This window comes from Mycolicibacterium sp. XJ879 (genome assembly GCF_053483935.1).
Window position 1 is genome coordinate 410,621 of record NZ_JBEFTH010000004.1, and the last position, 21,770, is coordinate 432,390.

Consider the following 21,770-nt stretch of genomic DNA (forward strand, 5'->3'; position numbering starts at 1 on the left):
GTGTTCGTAGAACCGACGAAAGCCGACCCCGCCGACGTAGCACGCAAACTCGCGGCCGCACCGGATCTCAAACTGCCTCCACCGCCGTCATGGGAGGTCGGACCCGACGGGAAGCTTGCGAACTACCGCATGCAGACGATGGGCCTTGCGCGCAAGGCGCGCAACCGGATTGCCCAACTGCTGTACAACATGTTCGTCACCTACATCCCCTCCCACACCGTCCGGCTGGGGTTCCTGCGGTTGGTGGGCGCCACGATCGGCGAAGGGTCCTCGATCATGCGCACAACGCAGGTGCTCGATCCCGAGTTCCTGCGCGTCGGACGCCACAGCACGATCGGGCAGCGGTGCCTGCTCGACGCCCGCGCCGGATTGTGGATCGGCGACAACGTCACCATCGCCAGCGACGTCCACATCATCGGTGGCGGGCACGACATCAACCATCCCGACTTCCTACCGGTGCCGGTGCCGACCGTGATCGAGGATTACGTCTGGATCGCCAGCCGTGCGATGGTCCTGCCCAGCCATATCCGTCGCGGCGCCGTCGTGGCGGCGCAGGCGCTGGTCAACCAGTACAAGGAAATCGGCGAACTCGAGGTGGTCGGCGGCGTGCCGGCGAAGCTGATCGCCAAGCGCAACCCCGACGCGCTGCAGTACAGCGCCTACTACCGACCGCTGTTCGGCTAGTCGAGTTCGGTTTCGTACTTGCGGATCGCCGCGTCGAGCGACTCCGCGCTGACCGGTTTGGCCGCGGTGATGACCGCCATCCGGCCGTTGACCAGCTGGTCGATCTCGGCGAACTCGGACACCACATGGAAATGCGGGCGGTCACCGTAGTCGTCCATCGCGATGGTCCAGCCGCGCTCGTGGCGCAGCGCGCGCAGGGTCTTGAGCACACAGGCGACCCGGAACCGGCCGTCGACCAGAACGAAGTCGGGGGCCCGGCCGCCCACGAAGCTGGCCGCAGGCAGATCCGAGTAGCGGCGGAATTTCGCCACCCGGCCGGGTGAGTTCAGGCCGGGCCCGATGGGGCGGCCCCAGTGCGCGGTCAGCCCGATATCGGCGTAGTGGAAGCTCTGTCCGACGGGCCGGGCCAGCCCGTCATCGCGAATCTTTTTCTCCACGCTTTTCAAGAAAAACCGGTCCGAGTCGACCGCGATGAACTCAATTCCGAACTTTGCTGCCAGATAAGTCGAACCGCCGGTGCCGAATTCCAGATAACGCTTGGAGGCGCGCAGCGTTTCGATGAACCAGTCGGTACCCTTCGCGAAGCTGCCGTCGGTGCCGTAGAAGACCGGGGTGTCCGGTACGTCAAAGCCCTTAAGACGTTGTATCGCAAGGAATTTGGCGGTTCCAGCTATGCCCACGATGTACTCCTGCCAGACGGCGAAAAACGTGGCGTAGCATAACACGGCGGCAATGCTGCGACCTCAGCGCACAGGCCTTCCTATTGCCCTTACCGGGCGCCCCATCGGCGTTTGGGTATCGTTAGCTCCGATCAACGACGGGAGCATTCGAGGTGACGACGAACCTGCGCGAATACCGGCTGGTCTTCGTCGGCGCTGCCGAAGGTCAGACCGCGGTGGGTGACTACGCCGAGGACTTCGTCACCGCCGTCAGACCCCACTTCCGCGACGTTGCCGAGATTCGTACGCGGGGCCCCGGCGGCGACACCCTGCGCGATATCCGCCGGTATCGACGTGCCGTCGCCGAGACGGTCGCCGAGGCGCCGGACCGCACGCTCGTGCACGCCGAACTCGCCGCAGGCGGGGCGGCGCCGTTCTGGGCCATCGCCGGCCTGCCGGGCACCCCGGTGACCGCGACCATCCACGACCCGCCGCAAGGGGTGTGGTGGCCCGCGGCGACCAAGTTCATGTTCGGCCCCACGCTGAGCCGCAAGCTGATCTTCCACGGCGTGCACTACCCGCTGCGGCCGCTGTCCACCAAGGTGGAAGGCATGGTGAACGGGCGGCGCACGTTGTTCGCCCTCACCGAGACCGGCCGTCGGTCGATCGAGCAGCGCTACCCGCACACCACCGCGGTGTACGTGCCCCACCTGGTGCGCGACCGGCCCGTCATCCGCCCCGTGCAGGAACGCCCGAACGCGGTCGGGTTCTTCGGCCACGTGTACCGAGGTAAGGGCTTCGAGCAGGTCGCGCGCATCCGCGAACTGCTGCCCGACGACATCGCCATCCGGGTCGCCGGCCGCGGCACCGAATCACTGCCGCGCGTGGACGGCATCGAGATCCTCGGTGCCGTCGACGGCCCCGCCGAAGACGCGTTCTTCGGCTCGGTGCGCGCCATCGTGGTGCCCTACGGGAAACGCCACTGGTACGACGAGACGTACCCGGCGTCGGGCGTCGTGGCGCACGCCACCGCGTACCGGACGCCGGTGGTGTGCACCGCCTACGGCTCACTGGCCGAGTTGGACGAGAAATCCGCAGCCGTCGTCGTCCCGACCCCCGACGCCGACCGCGACGCCGTCGCAGCGGACCTGGCCGGCGCGATCGGGGCGCTGCTCGGCGACGCCGGGCGGCTCACCGAGCTGGGGGAGTACGCGGAAAAAACCCGCCAGGCGCGCTCTGCTGCGGCCACCGCGCAGGCCTATGCGGTGACCTGGTCGCAGCTGCTGGCCCGACACCACGAGGGGCACTGACCTGTCGACTCCCGGATCTAAGCCCAAAGCCGCACCCCGCCGATCCGCTAAGACGGTGGTGTCGCTGCTCTACGTCTATGGCGGGCGCGGCACCGGCCTGGCGTGGACGGCGGCGCTGATCTATCAACTGGGCATCAGCGACTACGGCTTGTACAGCCTGGGCTTCGCGCTGATGTCGGTGCTGGGTCAGACGCTGAGCAATCCCTATGTGGTGCGCTCGGTGCGCGAACCGGAGCAGGACTTCGTCCGCGAACGCGCCGGCCGGTATCTGCTCGGGCTGGCGCTGATGGTGCTGGGCCAGATCTTCTTTCCGCTGAACTACATCGTCTGGTTCGGCGTCACGGTAGCCGGCGGCGAGCTGATCGTCGGGGCCTATAAGGCGCGCGCGATGCGTCGGGGCGACCCGCACGTGACGTCGCGGATCGACACCAGCAGACAGGCCGGCAGCGTGCTGGCGGGCTGCGCTTATCTGTTCGGTGCGCCGCTGGTCGGCATGCACCCGACGCTGCTGGGCGCCAGCGTGGCCTACTGCGTGCCCTACGTGGTGATCGCGGTGCTCGCGGCGGCCACGGTGCGCGGCCACCGGCCGCAGTTGCCGGGCCCGCCGCAGACCATCCTGGTGCTGGCCGGGGAGATGCTCGGCACCTCAACCTTCCTCGCCGGCGACGTATTGCTGCTGGGCTGGCTCACCGACACCACGGTCGTCGGCTACTACAACCTGACCTGGGTGGTCGCCTCTGCGGTCTGCTACGTGGGCCAGGCGTTCGGCACCACCTACGCGCAGACGCTGCGCGACAGCGGCGGCGACCTGTCGACCGGCCCGCCGCTGAAGCTGACCGTGGCGCTCGGCGCGGGCGGGGGGCTGCTGGTGCTGCTCGTCGGCATCGGGTTGCTGATCTCGCCCGCGCCCCAACAACTGGCCATCGCGATGATCATCATGTCGGCCTACTGCGCCTTCCGCACGGTGATCATGGTGTTCCAGTTCGTGCTGTATGCCCAGCGGCGCGACATGGTTCGGATGGCGTCGGTGATCGGGTTGGTGCCGCTGAAGTTCGGGTTGTTGGCGATGTTGGCGCATCTCGGCGCGGTCGGCGCCGCGATTGCGACGTCGGCCGCCGACGCGGCGCTGTTGGCCATTTTCTCGCTGGCGATCTACGGAAAGGGACGGCATGGCAAGCGGCCGGCCGAAGACGAAGGTGACATTCCTGCTGTCGAAAGACCCGGTGACGGAGCGGGCCGGTGACGTCGAACTGGGCCAGCTGCTCATGGGCCTGGCCGCCGACGAGTTCGAGGTATCTGCGCTGTGCCTTTCGGCGCAGACGGGCCCGGCCACGCTGCCCGGCGGCCATGCGCTGACCCGGCTGCCGAAGCCGGCGATCCGGCCGGCGAAACTGCTGGCCGATTCCATCCGCAAACGGCGCAGCCTCGTCCACGTCCGTTTCGACACCGACGACCTGGTCGCCGCCATCGATGCGTGCGGTGCCGACGTGTTCGTCGCCGAGCACAGTTACATGGCCGAATCATTCCTGCGCAGCACAAAGTTCGGCCGCGTCCGGTTGGTCGTCAACACCAACATCTCCGAGGCGCTGGTGTGGCGCGCGAGCCGCGGCGCGCTGGGCCGCATCGAGGCGCCCCGGTTACGCCGCGACGAACTGCGGGTCGCGCGGGCCGCCGACGCGGTCGGCACCTACGACGCGGCCGACGCCGAGTTCTACCGCGCCAACGGGGTGGCCTGCGCCCGCTGGCTCGATGTGTCCCTGCCGCCGGTAGCTCAGGTCGACGTGGCGCACACGCCGCGTCGGCTCGTCTTCATGGGGCTGCGGGACTGGCCGCCGAACCAGGAGGCGTTCCTGCACGCGCTGCGGCTGTGGCCGCACATCGCCGCGGGCATCGCCGGCGCCGAACTGGCGGTGATCGGCAAGAAGAAGCCGGGCGCACCCGATCCGGTCTACCCCGACGGTGTGCGCGACCTCGGCTTCGTCGACGACCTGGCCGAGTTCCTCGGCACCTGCCGCGCGATGGTGGCGCCCATCAAGACCGGTGGCGGGGTGCGGGTGAAGGTTCTCGACGCGATCAGAATGGGTCTGCCGGTGGTGGGTACCACCGCGGCAATCGGCGACCTTGGGCCGCTGTACGGCCTTGAAACCCACGACGACGACGACAGCTTCGTCGCGCAGTGCCGGCGCTATCTTCTCGACCAGCCCACGGCGGTGGCCGACGGCGATCGGCTCTACGACGTCAACCGCGCGCGCTGGCAACAGCGCACACCGCACCGCGCGGTGGCCGCGCTGCTGCGCGCCGAGCCGGTGATCGAGTGAACGTCGTCAGCTTGCGGCGACGGCCGCGGGCTCGACAGCCGCTGCCCGGCCGGGCGGCGCCTCGTGTCTGGTCTGATCGACATAGACCAGAAACGCCAGCAGGATCGAGAAGGTCAGCGTCATCTGCGGCATATCGACGACCGACTGCTGCAGGTTCGCCGAGATCACCGCGATACCGATGAACACGCCGCCGTAGACGGCATGGGGCAACGACGGCGAGCGCAGCGCGCGGTAGGCCATCACCGCGCCGATCACCAGGATGGCGACGAACACCAGCCCGGTGATGATGCCTCCGCGGTAGACCGTCAACAGCGGCGCGTTCGAGACGTAGTTGAGCGACTGCGCCAACTGGCCGCTGCGGAATTCGGGTCGGTCCCAGCCGAGCCCGAACAGCCAGTTGCCCGACATGCGGTTCGGGAACTCGGCGATCGAGTCCGCCCGGGCTTCGCGCCCGGTGTCCTCGTCGGCGAACGTGGACAAGATGCGGTCCCGGATCATCGGGGTCAGCAGGGCCGCCGCGGCGCCGACACCGATGATCCCCATCGCGATCTGGCGGTCGCGGGCCCGCATGCTGTGGGACAGCAGCACCAGCAGCAGCCCGACCGCGACCGAGAAGATCATGCTGCGGCTCAGCGTGAGCAGCAGCGCCATCACGATGACGGTGGACATCAGGGTGCGCCGCCAGCCGGTGAACAGGACCAGGCAGATGATCAGCGCGGTCGCCAGGGCCAGCCCGGCGCTGTTGGGCAGCACCCACGTCCCGCCCAGGCGCAACGTCCTGCCGATCGTGGCGCCCTCGTCGGAGTAGACGTACAACGCCGTCTGCTCGCGCAGCCCTGCGCCGACGCCGTAGCCGAAGATCTGCAGCGGCTTCAACAGGCGCTGCTGTTGGTCCACCGTCGCCATGGCAATTCCGACGAGGGCATTGGCTGATGCGGCGTAGACGAATATCCTTCCGAACCGGGCGAGGTTCTCGCGCGACATTCTCAGCAACGCGATTGTCACCGACGTTGCGATGCCCCACTTCGCGTACAGCAAAATTGCCGGAAGGGTGGCCCCGGTGGCGACAACAGACAAAGCCGATGCAACCAGCAACGCGATCACCGCTGTCTCGAGCGTGCTGAGTCGAGTTCGCTGGGTGGGATGGATGATGGCCGCCAGCACCGCTCCGGCGGCGAATAACAGGTACAGCGGAATGTGGACGCCGGGGAAGTATCCGAAGGGCAGTCCGCCGATTACCGCCGCCGTTGCCCAAAACAGCCACAACGGATGGCGCAAACCGATATATACGGCGATGACCAGCGCAATAAGGCCGACAACCCCGTACGTCACCAGCGTCCCGTGCCCGACGGCAAGCCACGCGACGAGGGGGCAGATGGCGATCGCCACCACGGCGAGCAGGCATTTGCCGATCAGGTCCGGGCGGCACGTCACGGGACTATGGTGACAGCTTCGCGGACTGGACACCAGCCTGCCCGGTCAGGTGCATTGCGGCGGTCCGGCCGCACAACCGTTACTCTGTCCGTGTTTGATCTTTAGTTTGCGGCGCGCTTCTGAAAGGTTCGATCTTGGAGATCATGGAATACCTGCGTATTTTCCGCAGGTACTGGTGGCTGATCGTGACCCTGGTGATCGTTGGTGGCGCCGGTGGCTATGCGGCCACGTTTTTACTGACACCCGAATACCAGTCCACTGCGCGCCTGTTCGTAGCAACGCAGCACGGCACCTCGGTCACCGAGGCGTATCAGAACAACCTCTTCTCCCAGGAACGGGTGTACTCCTACGCCGACTTGGCGTCCAGCGAACAAGTGGCCGCCCGCGCGGTGGACCAGCTGAAGGCGCCGATCTCGCCGGACGAGCTGCGTTCGAAGGTCACGGCGCTGCCCGGTGAGAAGACGGTATTGCTCGATGTGAGCGTCACCGACGCCGACCCCGCGCAGGCGCAGGCCTACACCAATGCGGTGGCCGACCAGCTCGTCGGGCTGGTCAGCGAGCTGGAGACGTCGCGCCGGGGCGGCAGCCCCGCCGCGGGCCTGGTGGTGGTCGACGAGGCCAGTTACCCGACGGCGCCGACGGGGCTCGGTGTGCTCACGATGACGGCGTTGGGTGCGGTCATCGGTCTGGTGGTCGGCATCATCGCCGCGGTGCTGGCGGGCATCCTCGACAAGCGGCTGCGCGGCCGCGATGCGGTGGAGGGCGCCGTCGGCACCCACCTGCTGGGGGCGCTGCCCGCAGAACCCACCCGGCCCGCGACCACGGTCGTCGATCTCGACGGCAACGAGCTCTACGCCGAGCGGGTGCGTGAACTGCGCACGAACCTGCGGTTCGCGGTGCCACCCGGTAGCGGCGCCCCGCCGCGCCGCATCGCGGTGACCAGCCCGTCGACCGGCGACGGACGCACCACCGTCGCCATCGACCTCGCCGCCGCGCTGGCCGAGTCGGGCCGTTCGGTCATCGTCGTCGACGGTGATTTGCGCGGCGCGGACCTGGCCGACCGGCTGGGTCTGGACGACCAGCGTCGCGCCCGCGCCATGAACCGAGGCGTGAGCACGGTGATCGCCGGCGAGCACGCAGTGGCCGAAGCGGTGATCGGCGAGATCCCCGTCGGCGCGCACGCCATCGCGGTGCTGCCCGCGGGACCCAAGGCGTCGCGCCCCGGCGAGATGTGGGCCAACGACCGCGCCACCGCGATGTTCGAGGAGCTCGGACGCAATTTCGACTATGTCGTCGTCGACACGCCTCCGCTCGAGCACTACGCCGACGGCGCGAACATCGGCGCGCTGTGCGACGGTGCGGTGCTGCTGGCCCGCATCGGGTCCACCACGAACTCGGCGCTGCGCCGGGGGATCCAGGCGCTGCAGACCGCCAACGTCGCGTTGATCGGGACGGTGGCGACCTTCGAACGTGTCGGCGGCCGCCTGCGGCGCCAACACCACAAACAGGTGCGCCGTGACGCCCCAGCGGATTCGGCAGCGAGGCCGTCGGGCAGCGGACGCGACAACTCGGCCGACACCCGACCCGTGGCGACCCAGAAGGGTCAACTCGTCGGCTCGGACACCCCGCGGCATGCCAACGGCGACGCGGCGCTGGGCGCCGGGAGCAGGCCCAGACACGGAGGCAACGGATAGTGCGGTTGCGGCTCGCGGTGGCCCACGCAGGAGCCATCGTCGGCGCGGTGTCGGTACTGGCCGGCTGTGCGCCGAGCCCGCCGCAGCCGCAGGCGGACTACAACCGGCCGCCGCACTCGCTGGTGCCGCCGTTTGTCGGCGCGACCGAATTGCCGCCGCCGGATCTGACCGGCGACGGGCCAGGATCGCTGGTTGAGGTCGAACCCCTCGCCCCCAACAGACACTTCACCGACGCCGGCGTGACGGCGGTACGGGTGGTGTACCGCTCGACCACCACCGGCGGCCAACCCGCCGAAGTCTCCGGCGTGGTTGCGGTTCCCGCGGGCAAGGCGCCCGAGGGCGGGTGGCCGGTCATCGCGTTCGGGCACACGCTCACCGGCGTGACGGAGAACTGCGCGCCGTCGCTGGCGCAGGGGCTGGGCGGCTACGCGTCAGCGATGACGGTGATGCTCAACCGCGGCTACATGGTGATGATGCCCGACTTTCCAGGGCTCGGTGTCGGCGGCCAACAGCACGCGCCGCTGGACTGGGTTGCCCTGGGCAACACCATGATCGACGGGGTGCGCGCGGCGCACCGGGTGGTTCCCGAGACCAGCCCGGACTGGGCGGCGTACGGCAGCGGCCAGGGCGGCCTTGCAGCATGGGCAGCGGCGATCCGGGCCGCCGATTACAGCGCCGGGCTCAACCTGGTAGGCGCCGTGGCGCTTTCGCCGTACGCCGACCTGTCGCCATTGGTCGATGCCGCCAGCAGCGGCAACCTCACCCCGAACCAGTACCGGCTGCTCATGGTGCTGCTGCAGGGCTTGTCGCAGGAGCTGCCCAATCTCGATCTGAACGCCTACCGTTCGGGTTTGGCCAGCGAGCACTGGGATCTGCTCACCTCGTGCGCGCCCGCGGATCCCGCAGAGGCGAACCGGCTGGTGTCGCAGTTGCGCCCGGAGGACCTGCGCCCGCGCGACGAGGCCGCCGCCGCTACGCTGCGCAACGCGTTGAACACCTTGGCGCTGCCCGGCAGCTCACCGGCCCCGCCCGCGCCCGTCCTGGTGGTGTACGGCACACACGACCCGGTGGTGCCACAAGCCGGTGTCGCGCTCGCGGTGAAAGAGGCGTGCGCCAAAGGTGATCCCATCGTGGTGAATCGCCGCATCGGTGACACGACCACCACCAACGAGTTGGTCATCCAGACGTCGCTGGCGTGGCTGAAGGCGCGCTTCGACGGCCAACAGCCCGCCGACGTCTGCGTGGGGGCAACATGAGGCCGCCCGCGAACGTGCCTCGGGTACGCGACTATCTACGGCTGCTGGTCAACGGCTGGGTGGTGCTGCTGTGCGCAACCGCAGTCTCGGCGGGCGCCGGTTGGCTGGCCTGGCAGAGCACGCCGCCCGTGTTCACCTCGACCGCACGCGTTTTCGCGGTGACGCCGGGCGGCGCCACCCCGGTGGACGCCTACTACGGCCACCTGAACTCGATCTCGCGAAACCTCACCACCGGCCATCTGGCCCGCAGCCGGCAGGTCACGATCCGCACCATCGAGCAGTTGGACCTGGACACCAGCCCGGCCGAACTCGCGGCCCGCATCACCGTGTCGGCCAAGAACTCCGCGCTGCTGGAGGTGGCGGTGACCGGCAGCGACCCCGACCTCACCCGCCGCACCGCCGATGGCGTCACGCAGAACCTGGTCGCGCTGACCAAGGAGATGGCCAGGGTCGACACCGGCGCCGCCGAACTCGTCGTCGTCGACGCCGCCGAACCGGCGGTCCGGCAGGGCTCGGCGTGGCAGTTCGTCGTCCCCGCAGGCGCAGTGGGGTTTGCGCTCAGCGCCATCCTGGTGCTCGCGTACGGGCTGCTGCGCGACCGCACGCACGGCATCCGTCACCTCGACCACGTCGTCGACGAGGCCCTCGCAGAAAGGAACTGATGATCCGCGCTCACCTCGGGGGCATCGGGCTGGCGTGCCTTCTCGTGGCGACCGGCGCCGTCGTAACCGGTTGTGCCGACGACACTTCCGAACAGGAGGCGCCCGCGGCGATGTCGGGGATGCCCATCGAGGCGGACTACAGCGCCGCCGGACGAGAGCCGGGTGGCCTGGCCCAGGCCAACTCCTTGCCGACCATCGACCGCAGGCTGCGCGCGGCGAGTTCGTTGGCCGCGCGCATCGAGTACACGTCCACCTCCGGTATCGACAACCAGCACACCCGAGTCAGCGGAAGCGTCTTCGTGCCCAAGGGCGACGCGCCCGAAGGCGGCTGGCCGATCGTGGCCTACGCCCACGCCACCACCGGGATCGAATCCACGTGCGCACCGTCGCTTTCGCCGAACCTGCTGGGCACGTCCAACGCGGTGACGGCGCTGGTGGATGCGGGGTTCGTCGTCACCGTGCCCGACTACCAGGGGCTGGGCATGGAAGACGGCGATGACAACAGCGACCACCCGTACCTGGATGCCACCACGGCCGGCTACAACGTCATCGACTCGGTGAAGGCCGCGCGCCACCTGGTCCCCGAGGCATCCGCACGCTGGATGGCGATCGGCGTCTCCCAGGGCGGGCAGGCCGCCTGGGCGGCCAATGAACTGGCCGCCACCTATGGCGCCGGCCTCGCGCTGCTGGGCACGGTCAGCGTGGCGCCGGCCGCCGACATCGCCGGTTTCGCCGACGCGGCCGCCACCGGTCAGCTCACCGGAGAACAGCTGCCCGCGCTGGTGGCGATCCTCGAGTCGCTGCACCGCACACATCCGGACTTCGCGCTCGACGAATACCGGCGGGGCTTCGCAGAAGACAACTGGGACACGTTGATTGCGTGCGACGGGCCCGAGGTCGCTGAGCGCAGCGCGCTGACGCCGCAGCTCAGCGGTGAGGACCTTCGGCCGAGCACTCCGCAGGCCGTCGACACACTGCGCACGCTGCTGCAGAACATGAGCCTGCCGAAGCTCCCGACCACGGCCCCGATGCTCGTGCTCTACGGCGGCAACGATGCGCTGGTGCTTCCGGAGTGGACCGACCGTGCGCTGCGCGCGGCGTGCGCGATGGGCGATGTCATCGACATCGCGCCGCAGCCGGACAAGGGCCACGCCGACATTGACGTCTCCTCGGCGTTCGGCTGGGTAAACGCGCGGTTCCGCAGTGAGCCGGCACCCGACAGCTGTCTGGGTCTGACACCGCCCGGGGCGCCGCAGTGACCATCAAGCCGCGGGATAACGCGGACCCGTCGCCGGCGCGGCCGACACCCGCCACTACCGGGCGCATCATCGGCCTGGACGGGGCGCGCGGCCTGTCGGCCGTCGGAGTGGCGGTCATGCACGTCGCCGGCAACTTTTCACCAAACACCTCGGCGCAGACCAAGATCGGCATCGTCGGGATGAGCCTGATCTTCTTCTTCGTGCTCAGCGGCTTTCTGCTGTTCCTGCCCTACGTTCGCAGGCTGACCGACGACGCCGCGGTGGCAACGCCGCCAAGCGCACGCAACTTCGCGATCCACCGGATTGCCCGCATCGTGCCCGGCTACCTGTTCATCTTCCTGGTGTGCAACTACATCTTCGGTGTGGTGTACGTCGAGAACCCCACAGTGCAGGCGCTCGGCACCGACGAGGGCACCGGCACCATCACCGACCCGTGGCAGTTGCTGGCCAATCTCACGCTCGTGCAGACCTACATTCCCGAGTACATTTTCACCGGCCTGAACCCGTCGTGGTCGCTGACGCTGGAATTCGCGTTCTACTTGTCGCTGCCGTTGTCGGCCGTGCTGTTGTTCGCGATACGCCGCAGAACCGCGGCGCGTCCCCTGCTGCTGGCCGCCAGCCTGCCCGTGGTGTTCATCGTGATCGGGTTCGTCGCAAAACTATTGTTGCCGTTGGTGAGCAACCACTTCGGGGTCACCGACCCTGAGCTGATGCAGTGGGGACCCAACTGGGTTTCGGTGTATCTGAGGAGCTTTCTGGTCAACGCCGACAACTTCGCGTTCGGCATGCTGGCCGCGGTCGCTGTCGTGGCGATCGAACAGGGCACGGTGCGGACACCGGCCGCACGGCGGGTGCGGCCGGTTTCGGCGCTGGCGCTGCCCGTCGTGCTGGTCGTGGGGTTGGCGTTGATCGCGTTGGGCAACATGTTCGGCACCAGCGCGATGGCCATCGCCTCGGCGCTGGTGATCCTGGTGATCGTCGCACCGCTGTCGTGCGGACAACGCTCGAGGATCGGCGAAGGCCTCGAACGGGCCCCCTTCCTGTTCGTGGGTAAGGTGTCGTTGTCGCTGTACCTGCTGCACTTCCCGACGATGTTGATGCTGCACCGGTTCGGCCTGCTGGCGGGTGACTCCCTGGGCGGGATGTGTCTGAACATCGTTGTGGTGCTTGCGGTCACGCTAGCGGTGTCCAGCGTCACCTACTACACGGTGGAGAAGCCCGCAATGAACGTCGCCCGACGCTACCGCTACCGGTGGCGCTGATGGGTCGGCTTCGTGTCGCGCTTGTCGTCGCGGCAGCGGTCGTTCTGGTGGCGGGCGCGGTCGTGGTGGCATGGGCGTTTCGCTCCGGCGACGTCGAAGGCGACACGCCGGCTGCCCACCCCGACGCCGAACCGATCGCGACCGCGCGCCTCGGCGGATCCGAACCCGGTGACCTGGTCAGCGCCATGACGATGCCGGGGCTGTCCCGCAGCAAGGTCGGCGCCGAGTTCAACGCCGCACGCGTCCTATACCACTCCACCAACGGCGATACCGGCGACCCGACCGTGGTCTCCGGCTCGGTTTACACGCCCAAAGGTGTTGCGCCCCAAGGTGGGTGGCCGGTCATAGCGTTCGGGCACGGCACCACGGGCATGGACGAGCCGTGCGCGCCGTCGCTGTCGGACTCGCTGCTCGGCATGTCCGCCATGGTGGTCGGGCTGGTTCGGAAGGGCTACGCCGTTGCGTTCGCCGACTACCAGGGGCTCGGCGCGCCGGGCATACACCCCTACCTGGACGCCAAGACCGCGGGGCTCAACATCATCGACTCGGTGCGCGCACTGCACCGCACCTTCGACGACATCTCGCCGCAGTGGGCGGCGCTCGGCGGTTCCCAAGGCGGCGGCGCGGTGTGGGCAGCCGGCGAGCAGGCTGGCGGCTACGCGCCCGAACTCGACCTGGTCGGCGTCGTCGCGATGGTTCCGGCCGCCGACGTCACCGGCCTGGTGGACAAGGCGGAGGCCAAAACGTTGACGTACTACCAGCGGCCGGCGTTTCAGTCGGTGGTGGAGACGTTGGCGCGGCTGCACCCCGACCTCGACCGTGACGACTACCGCAGCGGCGCGGCCGCGGAATACTGGGACGTGCTGTCGTCGTGCTCGGGCGCCAAGGGACTGGACCGCAAGGAGGCGGCGGAGGCGCTCGCCCCCGGCGACCTGGTCCCAAAGACACCGCAGGCCGCCGAGCGGCTGCGCGAACTGTTGGGTCAGTGGGCGCTGCCGCAGCAGCCGCTCACGGCGCCGCTGTCGGTGTCCTACGGCGGTCAGGACGAATACATCGACGCACAGTGGACCACCGACGCGATCGCGCGCGCCTGCGCCCTCGGCGGCCCGATCGTATGGGACCTGCAGCCGCAGGCTGGCCACGGCAATGTCGACATCAGCTCCCAATACGCATGGCTGGCAGACAGATTCGCAGGAAAGCCGGTGACAGATGAGTGCACCTCACCCCCACCCGGTAACTGACGGCGACTGGCCGCTGTGGCGGCGGCTGCTGACCGAGGCCAAATGCGTGGTGCTGCGACTGCTCGCACCCAAGGGCATCGACGTCGCGCCGCCCGAGCAGCCGTATCTGATCGTGCCGGTGCTCGGCCAGTCCAATGCGTTCGGCATGGGCCTCGGCCTCGATCTGAGCGGCCCGGACCGGCCGCACCCGCGGGTGCACCAGTGGGCGATGTGCGGACCGTCGGCGGGTAAGGCCGTCCTGGCCGTCGACCCGCTCATCCACGAGATCCCCGGTAAAGGGGTCGGGTTCGGGTTGACGTTCGCCAAACACCTGGCCGACGAGACGGGACGCACCGTCCTGCTCATCCCCGGCGCGCGCGGTGACACGTCGTTCACGCCGAAAAACGGTTACACCTGGGATCCCGCCGACACCCGCACCAGGGTGAACCTCTACCGGCGAGGGGTGAGCGCCATCGACAAGGCGCTGGCGGCCTATCCCGGCAGTGAGGTGGCCGCGGTGCTGTGGCACCAGGGCGAAAGCGACGTGCCGCTGACCTCCGGCACGGTTTATCGGGCCAAGCTCGATTCCCTCATCGCGGATTTACGTACCCGATACGGCAAAGACGTGCCGATGTTGTTGGGCGGAATGGCACCCGAAGAGATGGAATTGAGCGGCCGCGATTATCCGAAGATCCACGCCGTACACGTCGATACGCCGGCCCGGATACCGGGCACCGCTTTCATCCCGGGACCACGCAATTCCGTCAATTCCGCGACCGACCGGCACTACAACGCCGCAGGTATGCGGCAGATGGGCCACGACATGTGGACGAAATTCCGCCAGCTGCGCGCTGAGGAACTTGCTCGATATGCAACGAATTGACAGTTCTCGCTACCCCGAACGACAAATTATCAATTCATGTCAATTTGCCAGCGTCGCGAAGGTGTTGCTGGTTGACGCTCCTTGTTGACCAGCTATTTCGTGGATGGGGTGGCGGAGCCGGGCAAACTTTGACATAGTAAACGCGCAATCGTGCTTCGTCGGGGGGCCCGTAGCCGTCAGCAAATCTTAGGAGGAACGCCTAGCCGTGTTCGTGGCTGAAGAGGCTTACACCCCCGCGAAGCCTCGATTGACGAAGATCGGTGCCGCGCACAGCGCGCCCTGGCACAACTCATACCGCCGCGCCCTGATCGTCACGGACGTCCTCGTCGTCTGCCTGTCCCTCGTCGCCGCACAGTTCGTCAGGCTCGGCGCGCCGGAGGCGATGCCGCCCGGGGCGTACTTCTGGGTGTTCTCCTACTACTCGCTGCTGTCGATCATCGTCGCGGCGACGTGGCTGGCCTTGCTCGCGGCCTACCGCACCCGCTCACCTCGGATCGTCGGCGCCGGCGTCGAGGAGTATCGCCGCGTCTTCTCCGCGACGCTGGCAACCGTCGGCGTGATCGCCGTCGGGCTGATGATCTTTCGCCCGGAGTACGCCCGCGGCTATCTCGCGGTCGCCCTTCCGCTCGGTCTGCTCGCGCTGCTGGCCAGCCGTAACTTGTGCCGTCGGCTGCTGGCGCGGAAACGTCGCCAGGGCAAGTGCGTGCAGACCGTTGTCGCCGTCGGTGACGCCCGCGCCGTGCGCAGTTTGGTGCAGTCGTTGGCGCGCGGCTGGTCGTACGGGTATGCGGTGGTCGGGGTGTGTCTGACCGGTCGCCCCGGCGGGGGCACCCTGGAAGTGCCCGGCGTCGGCGCGCTGCCGGTGTTCGGAAACGAACACCACCTGCACGACGCGATCCTCAAGACTGACGCCGACACCGTCGCGCTGACCACCACCGATCACTTCGGCCCCGCAGGGATACGCGAGTTGTCGTGGGAAATGGACAAACTCGGTGTCGACCTGGTGGTTTCGCCGGGTGTCGTCGATGTCGCGGGCCCGCGGCTGACGATGCGGCCGGTGGCCGGGTTGCCGTTGATCCACGTCGAGAAGCCGCAGTACAGCGGAACCAAGAAACTGCAGAAGCGGGCCTTCGACCTCTGTGTGTCGATCACCGTGCTGACCGGCGCGCTGCCCGTGATGCTGCTGGCCGCGCTGGCCATCAAACTGACCAGCAGGGGCCCGGTGTTGTACCGCTCCGAGCGGATCGGACTGGACGGCCGGCCGTTCGAGATGCTCAAGTTCCGCACCATGGTGGACGGCGCGGACAAAGAGGTCGACCGGCTACTCGACGTCAACGATAGCGTCGGCGGCGTGCTGTTCAAGATCCGCGAGGACCCGCGGGTGACTCCGGTGGGCAAGTTCCTGCGCCGCTACAGCATCGATGAGCTGCCGCAGTTCATCAATGTGCTGCGCCGCGATATGAGCGTGGTCGGGCCGCGTCCGCCGTTGCGCCGGGAGGTCGACACCTACACCGACCAGGTGCGCCGTCGGCTGTTGGTGCTGCCGGGTATCACCGGGCTGTGGCAGGTCAGCGGACGCTCGGATCTGTGTTGGGAGGACTCGGTGCGCCTGGACCTGTCCTACGTGGAGAACTGGTCGATCACCAGTGACCTGCTGATCGCGGCCAAGACCATCCGCACCGTCGCGGCGGGCACCGGCGCGTACTGACCGTCTGCTGACGGTGCCGCCAGCTATCCCGAATGCGAAAGACCTCCGACAGGTGATCGAGTCAGCCAGCAACCATCAACTGAGTCGGCCGACGCACAAATTGTGATGTCACTTCGGAACGCCTCCGCAAAAGATTTCATCTTGCGCAATGGGTGGGGTTCGTCCGAGACGATCGATCATGAAAATGTGGTGCGCGGCCGTTGCGATGTTCGCGGAATGTGATTCTCACCGGGCTCCGCCGCGGCCCACCGATGCGGCTGCCCTAGGTTTGGGTGGCGGTGTGGGCGCGACGACAACGCTAGGAGGCTCATGTCTAGCCAACGCAGCGGCACGACTCGCACAGTGGTGGTGACCGTCGCCGTCGCGCTGGTGGTCGCGGTGGTGGGCGTGTTGGCCATCGTGCCACTTCAACCGATCGCCACGACGCTTGCCCTGAAGTTCCTCAACCAGTTCCCGTCATCGGGCGGGCCGCCGGTGCCGGTCGAGTCGGCCGACACCAGTGGCGGCGGGCCCGGTTCCCTGGTGACCGCCACCACGATGCCCGGCGTCACCCGCACCGTGGAAGGCCGCCAGCTGCGGGCGGCCCGGGTGGTCTACCGGTCCACCTCCGGCGACACCGGAGCACCGACCGTGGTGTCGGGTTCGGTGTTCACATCCAAGGAGGCCCCGCCCGAGGGTGGATGGCCGGTGGTCGCGTTCGGACACGGCACGTTGGGCATCGACCCGCAGTGCGCACCGTCGCTGTCGCCCAACCTGCACAACCTCGTCCATGTGGTGCGGGTGCTCACCCAGCGGGGATATGCCGTCGCGCTGCCCGACTACCAGGGCCTCGGGGTCAAGGGCATCCACCCGTATTCGGACGCCCGCACGGCGGGACGCAACATGATCGACGCGGTGCGCGCGCTGCGGCACACGTTCGGGGACGTGTCCGAGAACTGGTCGGCGCTGGGCGACTCCCAGGGCGGCGGCGCGGCGTGGGCGGCCAACGAACAGGCCCGCGACTACGCACCGGAACTCCTGCTCGTCGGCGCCGTGGCGTCATCGCCTGCCGCCGACATCTCGGGGCTCGTGACGAAGGCCGAACACGGCACCCTGACCACCGAACAGCGGCCCGTCATGCAGGCGGTGGTCGAGTCCCTGGCACGGCTACATCCCGACCTCGACCGTGACGACTACCGCGGGTTCGAAGCCGCACGGCACTGGGAGGAGCTTTCGGACTGCAGCCAGGAAAACGCCTACGCCCGCGCGGCGGCGATCCAGCGGATCGGCCCGCGGGAGTTCACCCCGCGCACCCCGGAGGCCGCCCAGCGATTGCGCCGGCTGCTCGACGACTGGGCGCTGCCCCAGCAACCGCTGTCGGCGCCGCTGTACGTGTTCTACGGCGGCAATGATCCGTTCATCGACGCCGAATGGACCCGCTCGGCGATCGAGGAGGCGTGCGCGCTCGGCGGGACGGTGACCATCGAATTCGACCCCGACGGCGGCCACAACCCCGCCAACGCACTGCAGATGCTCGACTGGATGTCCGACCGCTTCGCAGGAAGGCCCGCACCCAATGACTGCTGACCGGGTTCCGCTCGACGAGGCGGCGTTGCGGCACAACGTCATCGGTGCCTCGCCGCTGTGGCGTCGCATCGACGTGGTGGCCGAAACCGGCTCCACCAATGCCGATCTGATCGCGCGCGCGCAGCGCGGCGAGGCCGTCGACGGCGCCGTGCTGGTCGCCGAGAACCAGACCGCCGGCCGCGGCAGGCAGGGCCGCAGCTGGTCGGCGGTGCCGTACGCGCAGATCACCGTGTCGGTCGGCGTCGACGCCGCCGCGGTACCCAGCCAGGCGTGGGGATGGCTGCCGCTGGCCACCGGGGTAGCGATCGTCGACGCGGTCGCCGACACCGGCGTGCAGGCCGGCCTGAAGTGGCCCAACGACGTGCTGGCCGGCGGCGGCAAGCTCGCGGGCATCCTCGCCGAGGTGGCCGCCGCTTCGCAGGCCGTGGTGGTCGGTATCGGGCTCAACGTCTCGCTGACCGGCGCCGAGATCGGGGTGCCCGGGGTCACCTCGCTCGTCGAACTCGGTGGGCCGGCCCCGGACCGTCAGCAACTGCTGCAGCGGGTGCTGCACGAACTGGGCCGTCGCTTCGAGGCCTGGCGCCGGCACGGCGGCGCCGACCCCGCGCTGATCGCCGACTACCGCGCACGCAGCCTGACCCTCGGCACGCCCGTGCGGGCGATGCTGCCGGGTGGTCAGGAGATCGTCGGCGTCGCCCGCGACATCGACGAGCAGGGCAGGCTCGACATCGATACCGACGGTGCCCTGACGAAGGTGTCGGCAGGCGACATCGTGCACCTGCGTCCCGCCCCGTAGCGATTTCGGTGCGCGAACGATCGCTGGGCGATGGTTAGCGCACCCAAATCGCCTTAAAGTGCTCGGCATGGGATATCCCGACAACGTGCTGGCCGCCGACGAACAGGTGGTGCTGCACCGCCACCCGCACTGGAAGCGGCTGATCGGCCCGATCCTGATGCTGCTGGTGGCCACCGCGCTGGCAGCGTTCGGCGCGGGTTACGTCAACCAGACGGGATGGGATCCCACCGCCCGCAACGTCGTGCTCATCGTCATCGCGGCGATCTGGTTGGTGATCGTCGGCTGGCTTTCGCTCTGGCCATTCCTGAGCTGGTGGACAACGCATTTCGTCATCACCGACCGGCGGGTGATGTTCCGCCACGGCGTGCTGACGCGCGCGGGTATCGACATCCCGCTGGCCAGGATCAACAGCGTCGAGTACCGGCACGGGCTATTGGACCGGGTGGTGCGTACCGGCACGCTGATCATCGAGTCAGCGTCGCAGGATCCGCTTGAGTTCTACGACATCCCCCGGGTGGAGCGCGTGCACTCGCTGCTGTATCACGAAGTCTTCGACACGCTGGGCTCAGAGGAATCGTCGAGTTGAGCCAGCCGCCGGGCCCGCCGGTTGGGGCGGCGCAGCGGCGTGACGTTCCCATTGCGCGAGCCGTTGCGCTGCACCTGCTCGACGTGGTCTTCCAGCGCTTCGGCGATACCGCCGATGGTGAGCGATTCCAGGGCCTTGTCGGGGTTGCGGCCGAACTCGTCGGGGAAGACCCAGCGGCGGAAGGCCCAGAACCGGAACCCCATCTGCAGCAGGTTGCCGATGATGTAGGCGGCGATGAAGTCGGCGATGTTCTCCACCGTCAGGCTGACCTCGGGCACCCGCAACATCAACACGTAGCTGGAGAAATACAGCGGGGCCATGGACAGCAGCACCCCGACGCCGCTGACCCCGAAGAACATCAGCGCCTCGTGGTGGCGTTCCCGCCCGCCCCGGTCGCGGAAGCTCCATTCCCGGTTGAGGATGTATGACGCGATCACCGCGACGATGCCCGCGATGATCTTGGCCGTGACGGGTTTGGGCTCCAGCACGGTCAGCTTGAGCGTGTAAAAGACCGAGGTGTCGATGACGAACGTTGTCGCGCCCACGATGGCGAACTTGATCAGTTCGTGATGCCGTTCCAGGTACGGCCGAACCACGCGGGGCAGCCGCGCGATCGTGGCATCGGTAAAGGACACAAAGAGGCAGTCTACGGAAATCACCCAGCCAGCGCGTAGCCGCGCAGGTGGTCGGCCTAAAGGCAGCCGAGGCGGCCGATCGTGGCCATGACACCATAAAGGCGTGTCGCGAACCCCGAGCGGGCCCCCGCTGGTGACCATGATCGGCGGCGGGCAACTGGCCAGGATGACCCATCAGGCCGCTATCGCGCTGGGTCAGACGCTGCGGATACTGGCGGTCACCGCCGAGGACCCGGCCGCGCAGGTCAGCCCCGATGTGGTGATCGGCGCCCACACCGACCTCGACGCGCTGCGCCGCGCGGCCGCAGGGGCCGACGCGCTGACCTTCGACCACGAGCACGTGCCGACCGAGCTGCTCGAGAAGCTGGTGGCCGACGGGGTCAACGTGGCACCGCCGCCGTCGGCGCTGATCCACGCACAGGACAAGCTGGTGATGCGGCGGCGGCTGGCGGCCCTGGATGCGCCGGTGCCGCGGTTCGCAGCCGTCACCGAGCCCGCCGACGTCGACGCGTTCGCCGCCCGGGTCGACGGCCCGATCGTGGTGAAGGCCGTCCGCGGCGGCTACGACGGCCGCGGTGTGACGCTGGCGCGCGACCTGGCCGAGGCGCGCGACGCGGCCGCGCGGCACCTGGCCGACGGCGCAGAAGTGCTCGTCGAGGAGCGGGTCGAGATGCGGCGCGAGCTGGCCGCCCTCGTCGCGCGGTCGCCGTTCGGGCAGGGTGCGGCATGGCCGGTGGTGCAGACCGTGCAGCGCGACGGCATCTGCGTCGAGGCGGTCGCCCCGGCCCCCAAGCTCAGCGACGAACTGTCCACCGCGGCGACACGACTGGGTCTGCGGCTGGCCGAAGCGCTCGGCGTGGTCGGGGTGTTGGCCGTCGAACTGTTCGAGACCGTCGAGGGCACGCTGCTCGTCAACGAACTCGCGATGCGACCGCACAACTCCGGGCACTGGACCATCGACGGCGCCCGCACCAGCCAGTTCGAACAACACCTACGCGCGGTTCTCGATTACCCGCTCGGCGACACCGGCCCCATCGCGCCGGTCACCGTGATGGCCAATGTCCTTGGCGCCCAACAGAAACCGGAGATGGGCATGGATGAGCGGCTGCATCACCTCTTCGCGCGGCTGCCCGAGGCCAAGGTGCACCTCTACGGCAAGGACGAGCGGCCCGGCCGAAAGATCGGCCACGTCAACATCATCGGCGCGCCGGACGGTTCGGTGGACGACGACGGGTACGTCGCCGATGTGCGAGAACGCGCCGGCCGTGCGGCGCACTGGTTGTCACATGCGGAATGGACAGACGGATGGGATCCACATGAGTAGTGCTCCTGCGCCGCGCGTCGGCGTCATCATGGGCAGCGACAGCGACTGGCCCGTGATGGAGGACGCCGCAGCGGCCCTTGCCGAATTCGACATCCCGTTCGAGGTCGGCGTCGTCTCCGCGCACCGCACCCCGGCCCGCATGCTCGACTACGCCCAGAGCGCGGCAGGCCGAGGGATCGAGGTGATCATCGCCGGCGCCGGGGGTGCGGCGCATCTGCCCGGCATGGTGGCCTCGGCGACGTCGTTGCCGGTGATCGGCGTCCCGGTGCCGCTGGCCAAGCTCGACGGCCTCGACTCGCTGCTGTCGATCGTGCAGATGCCCGCGGGCGTGCCGGTGGCCACCGTGTCAATCGGCGGCGCCCGTAACGCGGGGTTGCTGGCGGTGCGCATTCTCGGGGCTTGCGACGCGGCGCTGCGTGCGCGGGTCGAGCAGTTCCAGGCGCAGCTACACGACACCGTGTTGCGCAAGGACGCAGCGCTGCGCGAACGCCTCCTCGGGCAGTAGGCTCCAACC

Annotated in this window: 20 protein-coding genes; 17 read left to right on the forward strand and 3 right to left on the reverse strand. The window is 68.5% G+C overall.

The features are described 5' to 3' along the window. Window positions 1-684: an acyltransferase gene (locus tag ABQF13_RS12540; RefSeq protein ID WP_448393061.1), complete on the forward strand. Its 684-nt coding sequence runs from the start codon at window positions 1-3 to the stop codon at window positions 682-684. Here ABQF13_RS12540 and ABQF13_RS12545 read toward each other — a convergent pair. Beyond that, entirely contained in the window at window positions 681-1,409 is a 729-nt protein-coding gene (locus tag ABQF13_RS12545) for a hypothetical protein (protein ID WP_448393062.1), read from the reverse strand. The two genes, ABQF13_RS12540 and ABQF13_RS12545, sit on opposite strands and share 4 nt — an antisense overlap. A gap of 107 nt (window positions 1,410-1,516) precedes the next feature. Here ABQF13_RS12545 and ABQF13_RS12550 point away from each other — a divergent pair, with 107 nt between their 5' ends. The 3 genes from ABQF13_RS12550 to ABQF13_RS12560 are packed head-to-tail and all read left to right on the forward strand — an operon-like array spanning window position 1,517 to window position 4,971. Further along, entirely contained in the window at window positions 1,517-2,653 is a 1,137-nt protein-coding gene (locus tag ABQF13_RS12550) for a glycosyltransferase (RefSeq protein WP_448393063.1), read from the forward strand. A gap of 55 nt (window positions 2,654-2,708) precedes the next feature. Then, window positions 2,709-3,896, forward strand: a complete 1,188-nt coding sequence (locus ABQF13_RS12555) for a polysaccharide biosynthesis protein (protein ID WP_448393064.1) — start codon at window positions 2,709-2,711, stop codon at window positions 3,894-3,896. Beyond that, window positions 3,823-4,971, forward strand: a complete 1,149-nt coding sequence (locus tag ABQF13_RS12560; RefSeq protein ID WP_448393065.1) for a glycosyltransferase — start codon at window positions 3,823-3,825, stop codon at window positions 4,969-4,971. Before ABQF13_RS12555 ends, ABQF13_RS12560 begins: the two co-directional genes overlap by 74 nt. Window positions 4,972-4,977: 6 nt before the next feature. Here ABQF13_RS12560 and ABQF13_RS12565 read toward each other — a convergent pair whose 3' ends face one another. Next, the gene (locus ABQF13_RS12565; RefSeq protein ID WP_448393066.1) at window positions 4,978-6,405 is read right to left on the reverse strand and encodes an O-antigen ligase family protein; all 1,428 of its coding nucleotides are present in this window, start codon (window positions 6,403-6,405) and stop codon (window positions 4,978-4,980) included. Window positions 6,406-6,548: 143 nt separating this feature from the next. Here ABQF13_RS12565 and ABQF13_RS12570 point away from each other — a divergent pair, with 143 nt between their 5' ends. The 11 genes from ABQF13_RS12570 to ABQF13_RS12620 all read left to right on the forward strand — a co-directional run bounded on the left by ABQF13_RS12570 (window position 6,549) and on the right by ABQF13_RS12620 (window position 19,297). Continuing rightward, window positions 6,549-8,099, forward strand: coding sequence for a tyrosine-protein kinase domain-containing protein (locus tag ABQF13_RS12570; RefSeq protein ID WP_448393145.1), 1,551 nt, complete (start codon window positions 6,549-6,551; stop codon window positions 8,097-8,099). After that, window positions 8,099-9,355, forward strand: a complete 1,257-nt coding sequence (locus tag ABQF13_RS12575; protein ID WP_448393067.1) for a lipase family protein — start codon at window positions 8,099-8,101, stop codon at window positions 9,353-9,355. Before ABQF13_RS12570 ends, ABQF13_RS12575 begins: the two co-directional genes overlap by 1 nt. Next, window positions 9,352-10,017 (forward strand): YveK family protein, encoded by a 666-nt coding sequence (locus ABQF13_RS12580; RefSeq protein WP_448393068.1) that lies wholly within the window; start codon window positions 9,352-9,354, stop codon window positions 10,015-10,017. The genes ABQF13_RS12575 and ABQF13_RS12580 overlap by 4 nt, the downstream gene beginning before the upstream one ends. Continuing rightward, window positions 10,017-11,276 carry an alpha/beta fold hydrolase gene (locus ABQF13_RS12585; RefSeq protein ID WP_448393069.1) on the forward strand — a complete coding sequence of 420 codons (1,260 nt, stop codon included), beginning with the start codon at window positions 10,017-10,019 and terminating at the stop codon, window positions 11,274-11,276. The genes ABQF13_RS12580 and ABQF13_RS12585 overlap by 1 nt, the downstream gene beginning before the upstream one ends. After that, a complete protein-coding gene (locus tag ABQF13_RS12590; protein WP_448393070.1) occupies window positions 11,273-12,538 on the forward strand; it encodes an acyltransferase family protein in 1,266 nt (421 codons plus the stop codon). The genes ABQF13_RS12585 and ABQF13_RS12590 overlap by 4 nt, the downstream gene beginning before the upstream one ends. Continuing rightward, complete coding sequence (locus ABQF13_RS12595) at window positions 12,538-13,779, forward strand: lipase family protein (RefSeq protein WP_448393071.1); 1,242 nt, start codon at window positions 12,538-12,540, stop codon at window positions 13,777-13,779. Before ABQF13_RS12590 ends, ABQF13_RS12595 begins: the two co-directional genes overlap by 1 nt. Continuing rightward, a complete protein-coding gene (locus ABQF13_RS12600) occupies window positions 13,748-14,641 on the forward strand; it encodes a sialate O-acetylesterase (RefSeq protein ID WP_448393072.1) in 894 nt (297 codons plus the stop codon). Before ABQF13_RS12595 ends, ABQF13_RS12600 begins: the two co-directional genes overlap by 32 nt. A 247-nt stretch (window positions 14,642-14,888) precedes the next feature. After that, window positions 14,889-16,349 carry a sugar transferase gene (locus ABQF13_RS12605; RefSeq protein WP_448393073.1) on the forward strand — a complete coding sequence of 487 codons (1,461 nt, stop codon included), beginning with the start codon at window positions 14,889-14,891 and terminating at the stop codon, window positions 16,347-16,349. A 309-nt stretch (window positions 16,350-16,658) separates the two neighbouring features. Further along, window positions 16,659-17,915, forward strand: coding sequence for a lipase family protein (locus ABQF13_RS12610; protein ID WP_448393074.1), 1,257 nt, complete (start codon window positions 16,659-16,661; stop codon window positions 17,913-17,915). After that, window positions 17,905-18,711, forward strand: coding sequence for a biotin--[acetyl-CoA-carboxylase] ligase (locus ABQF13_RS12615; RefSeq protein ID WP_448393075.1), 807 nt, complete (start codon window positions 17,905-17,907; stop codon window positions 18,709-18,711). The genes ABQF13_RS12610 and ABQF13_RS12615 overlap by 11 nt, the downstream gene beginning before the upstream one ends. Window positions 18,712-18,778: 67 nt before the next feature. Beyond that, on the forward strand, window positions 18,779-19,297 hold the full coding sequence (locus ABQF13_RS12620; protein WP_448393076.1) for a PH domain-containing protein: 519 nt from the start codon (window positions 18,779-18,781) through the stop codon (window positions 19,295-19,297). Here the strand turns inward: ABQF13_RS12620 and ABQF13_RS12625 are convergent. Then, on the reverse strand, window positions 19,252-19,932 hold the full coding sequence (locus ABQF13_RS12625) for a GtrA family protein (RefSeq protein WP_448393077.1): 681 nt from the start codon (window positions 19,930-19,932) through the stop codon (window positions 19,252-19,254). The two genes, ABQF13_RS12620 and ABQF13_RS12625, sit on opposite strands and share 46 nt — an antisense overlap. Window positions 19,933-20,035: 103 nt before the next feature. Between ABQF13_RS12625 and ABQF13_RS12630 the strand changes: the two genes are divergently transcribed. Together ABQF13_RS12630 and purE are read left to right on the forward strand one after the other, a co-directional pair. Further along, complete coding sequence (locus ABQF13_RS12630; protein ID WP_448393078.1) at window positions 20,036-21,256, forward strand: 5-(carboxyamino)imidazole ribonucleotide synthase; 1,221 nt, start codon at window positions 20,036-20,038, stop codon at window positions 21,254-21,256. Next, window positions 21,249-21,761, forward strand: coding sequence for a 5-(carboxyamino)imidazole ribonucleotide mutase (purE, locus tag ABQF13_RS12635; protein WP_448393079.1), 513 nt, complete (start codon window positions 21,249-21,251; stop codon window positions 21,759-21,761). The genes ABQF13_RS12630 and purE overlap by 8 nt, the downstream gene beginning before the upstream one ends. Window positions 21,762-21,770: the final 9 nt, after the last annotated feature.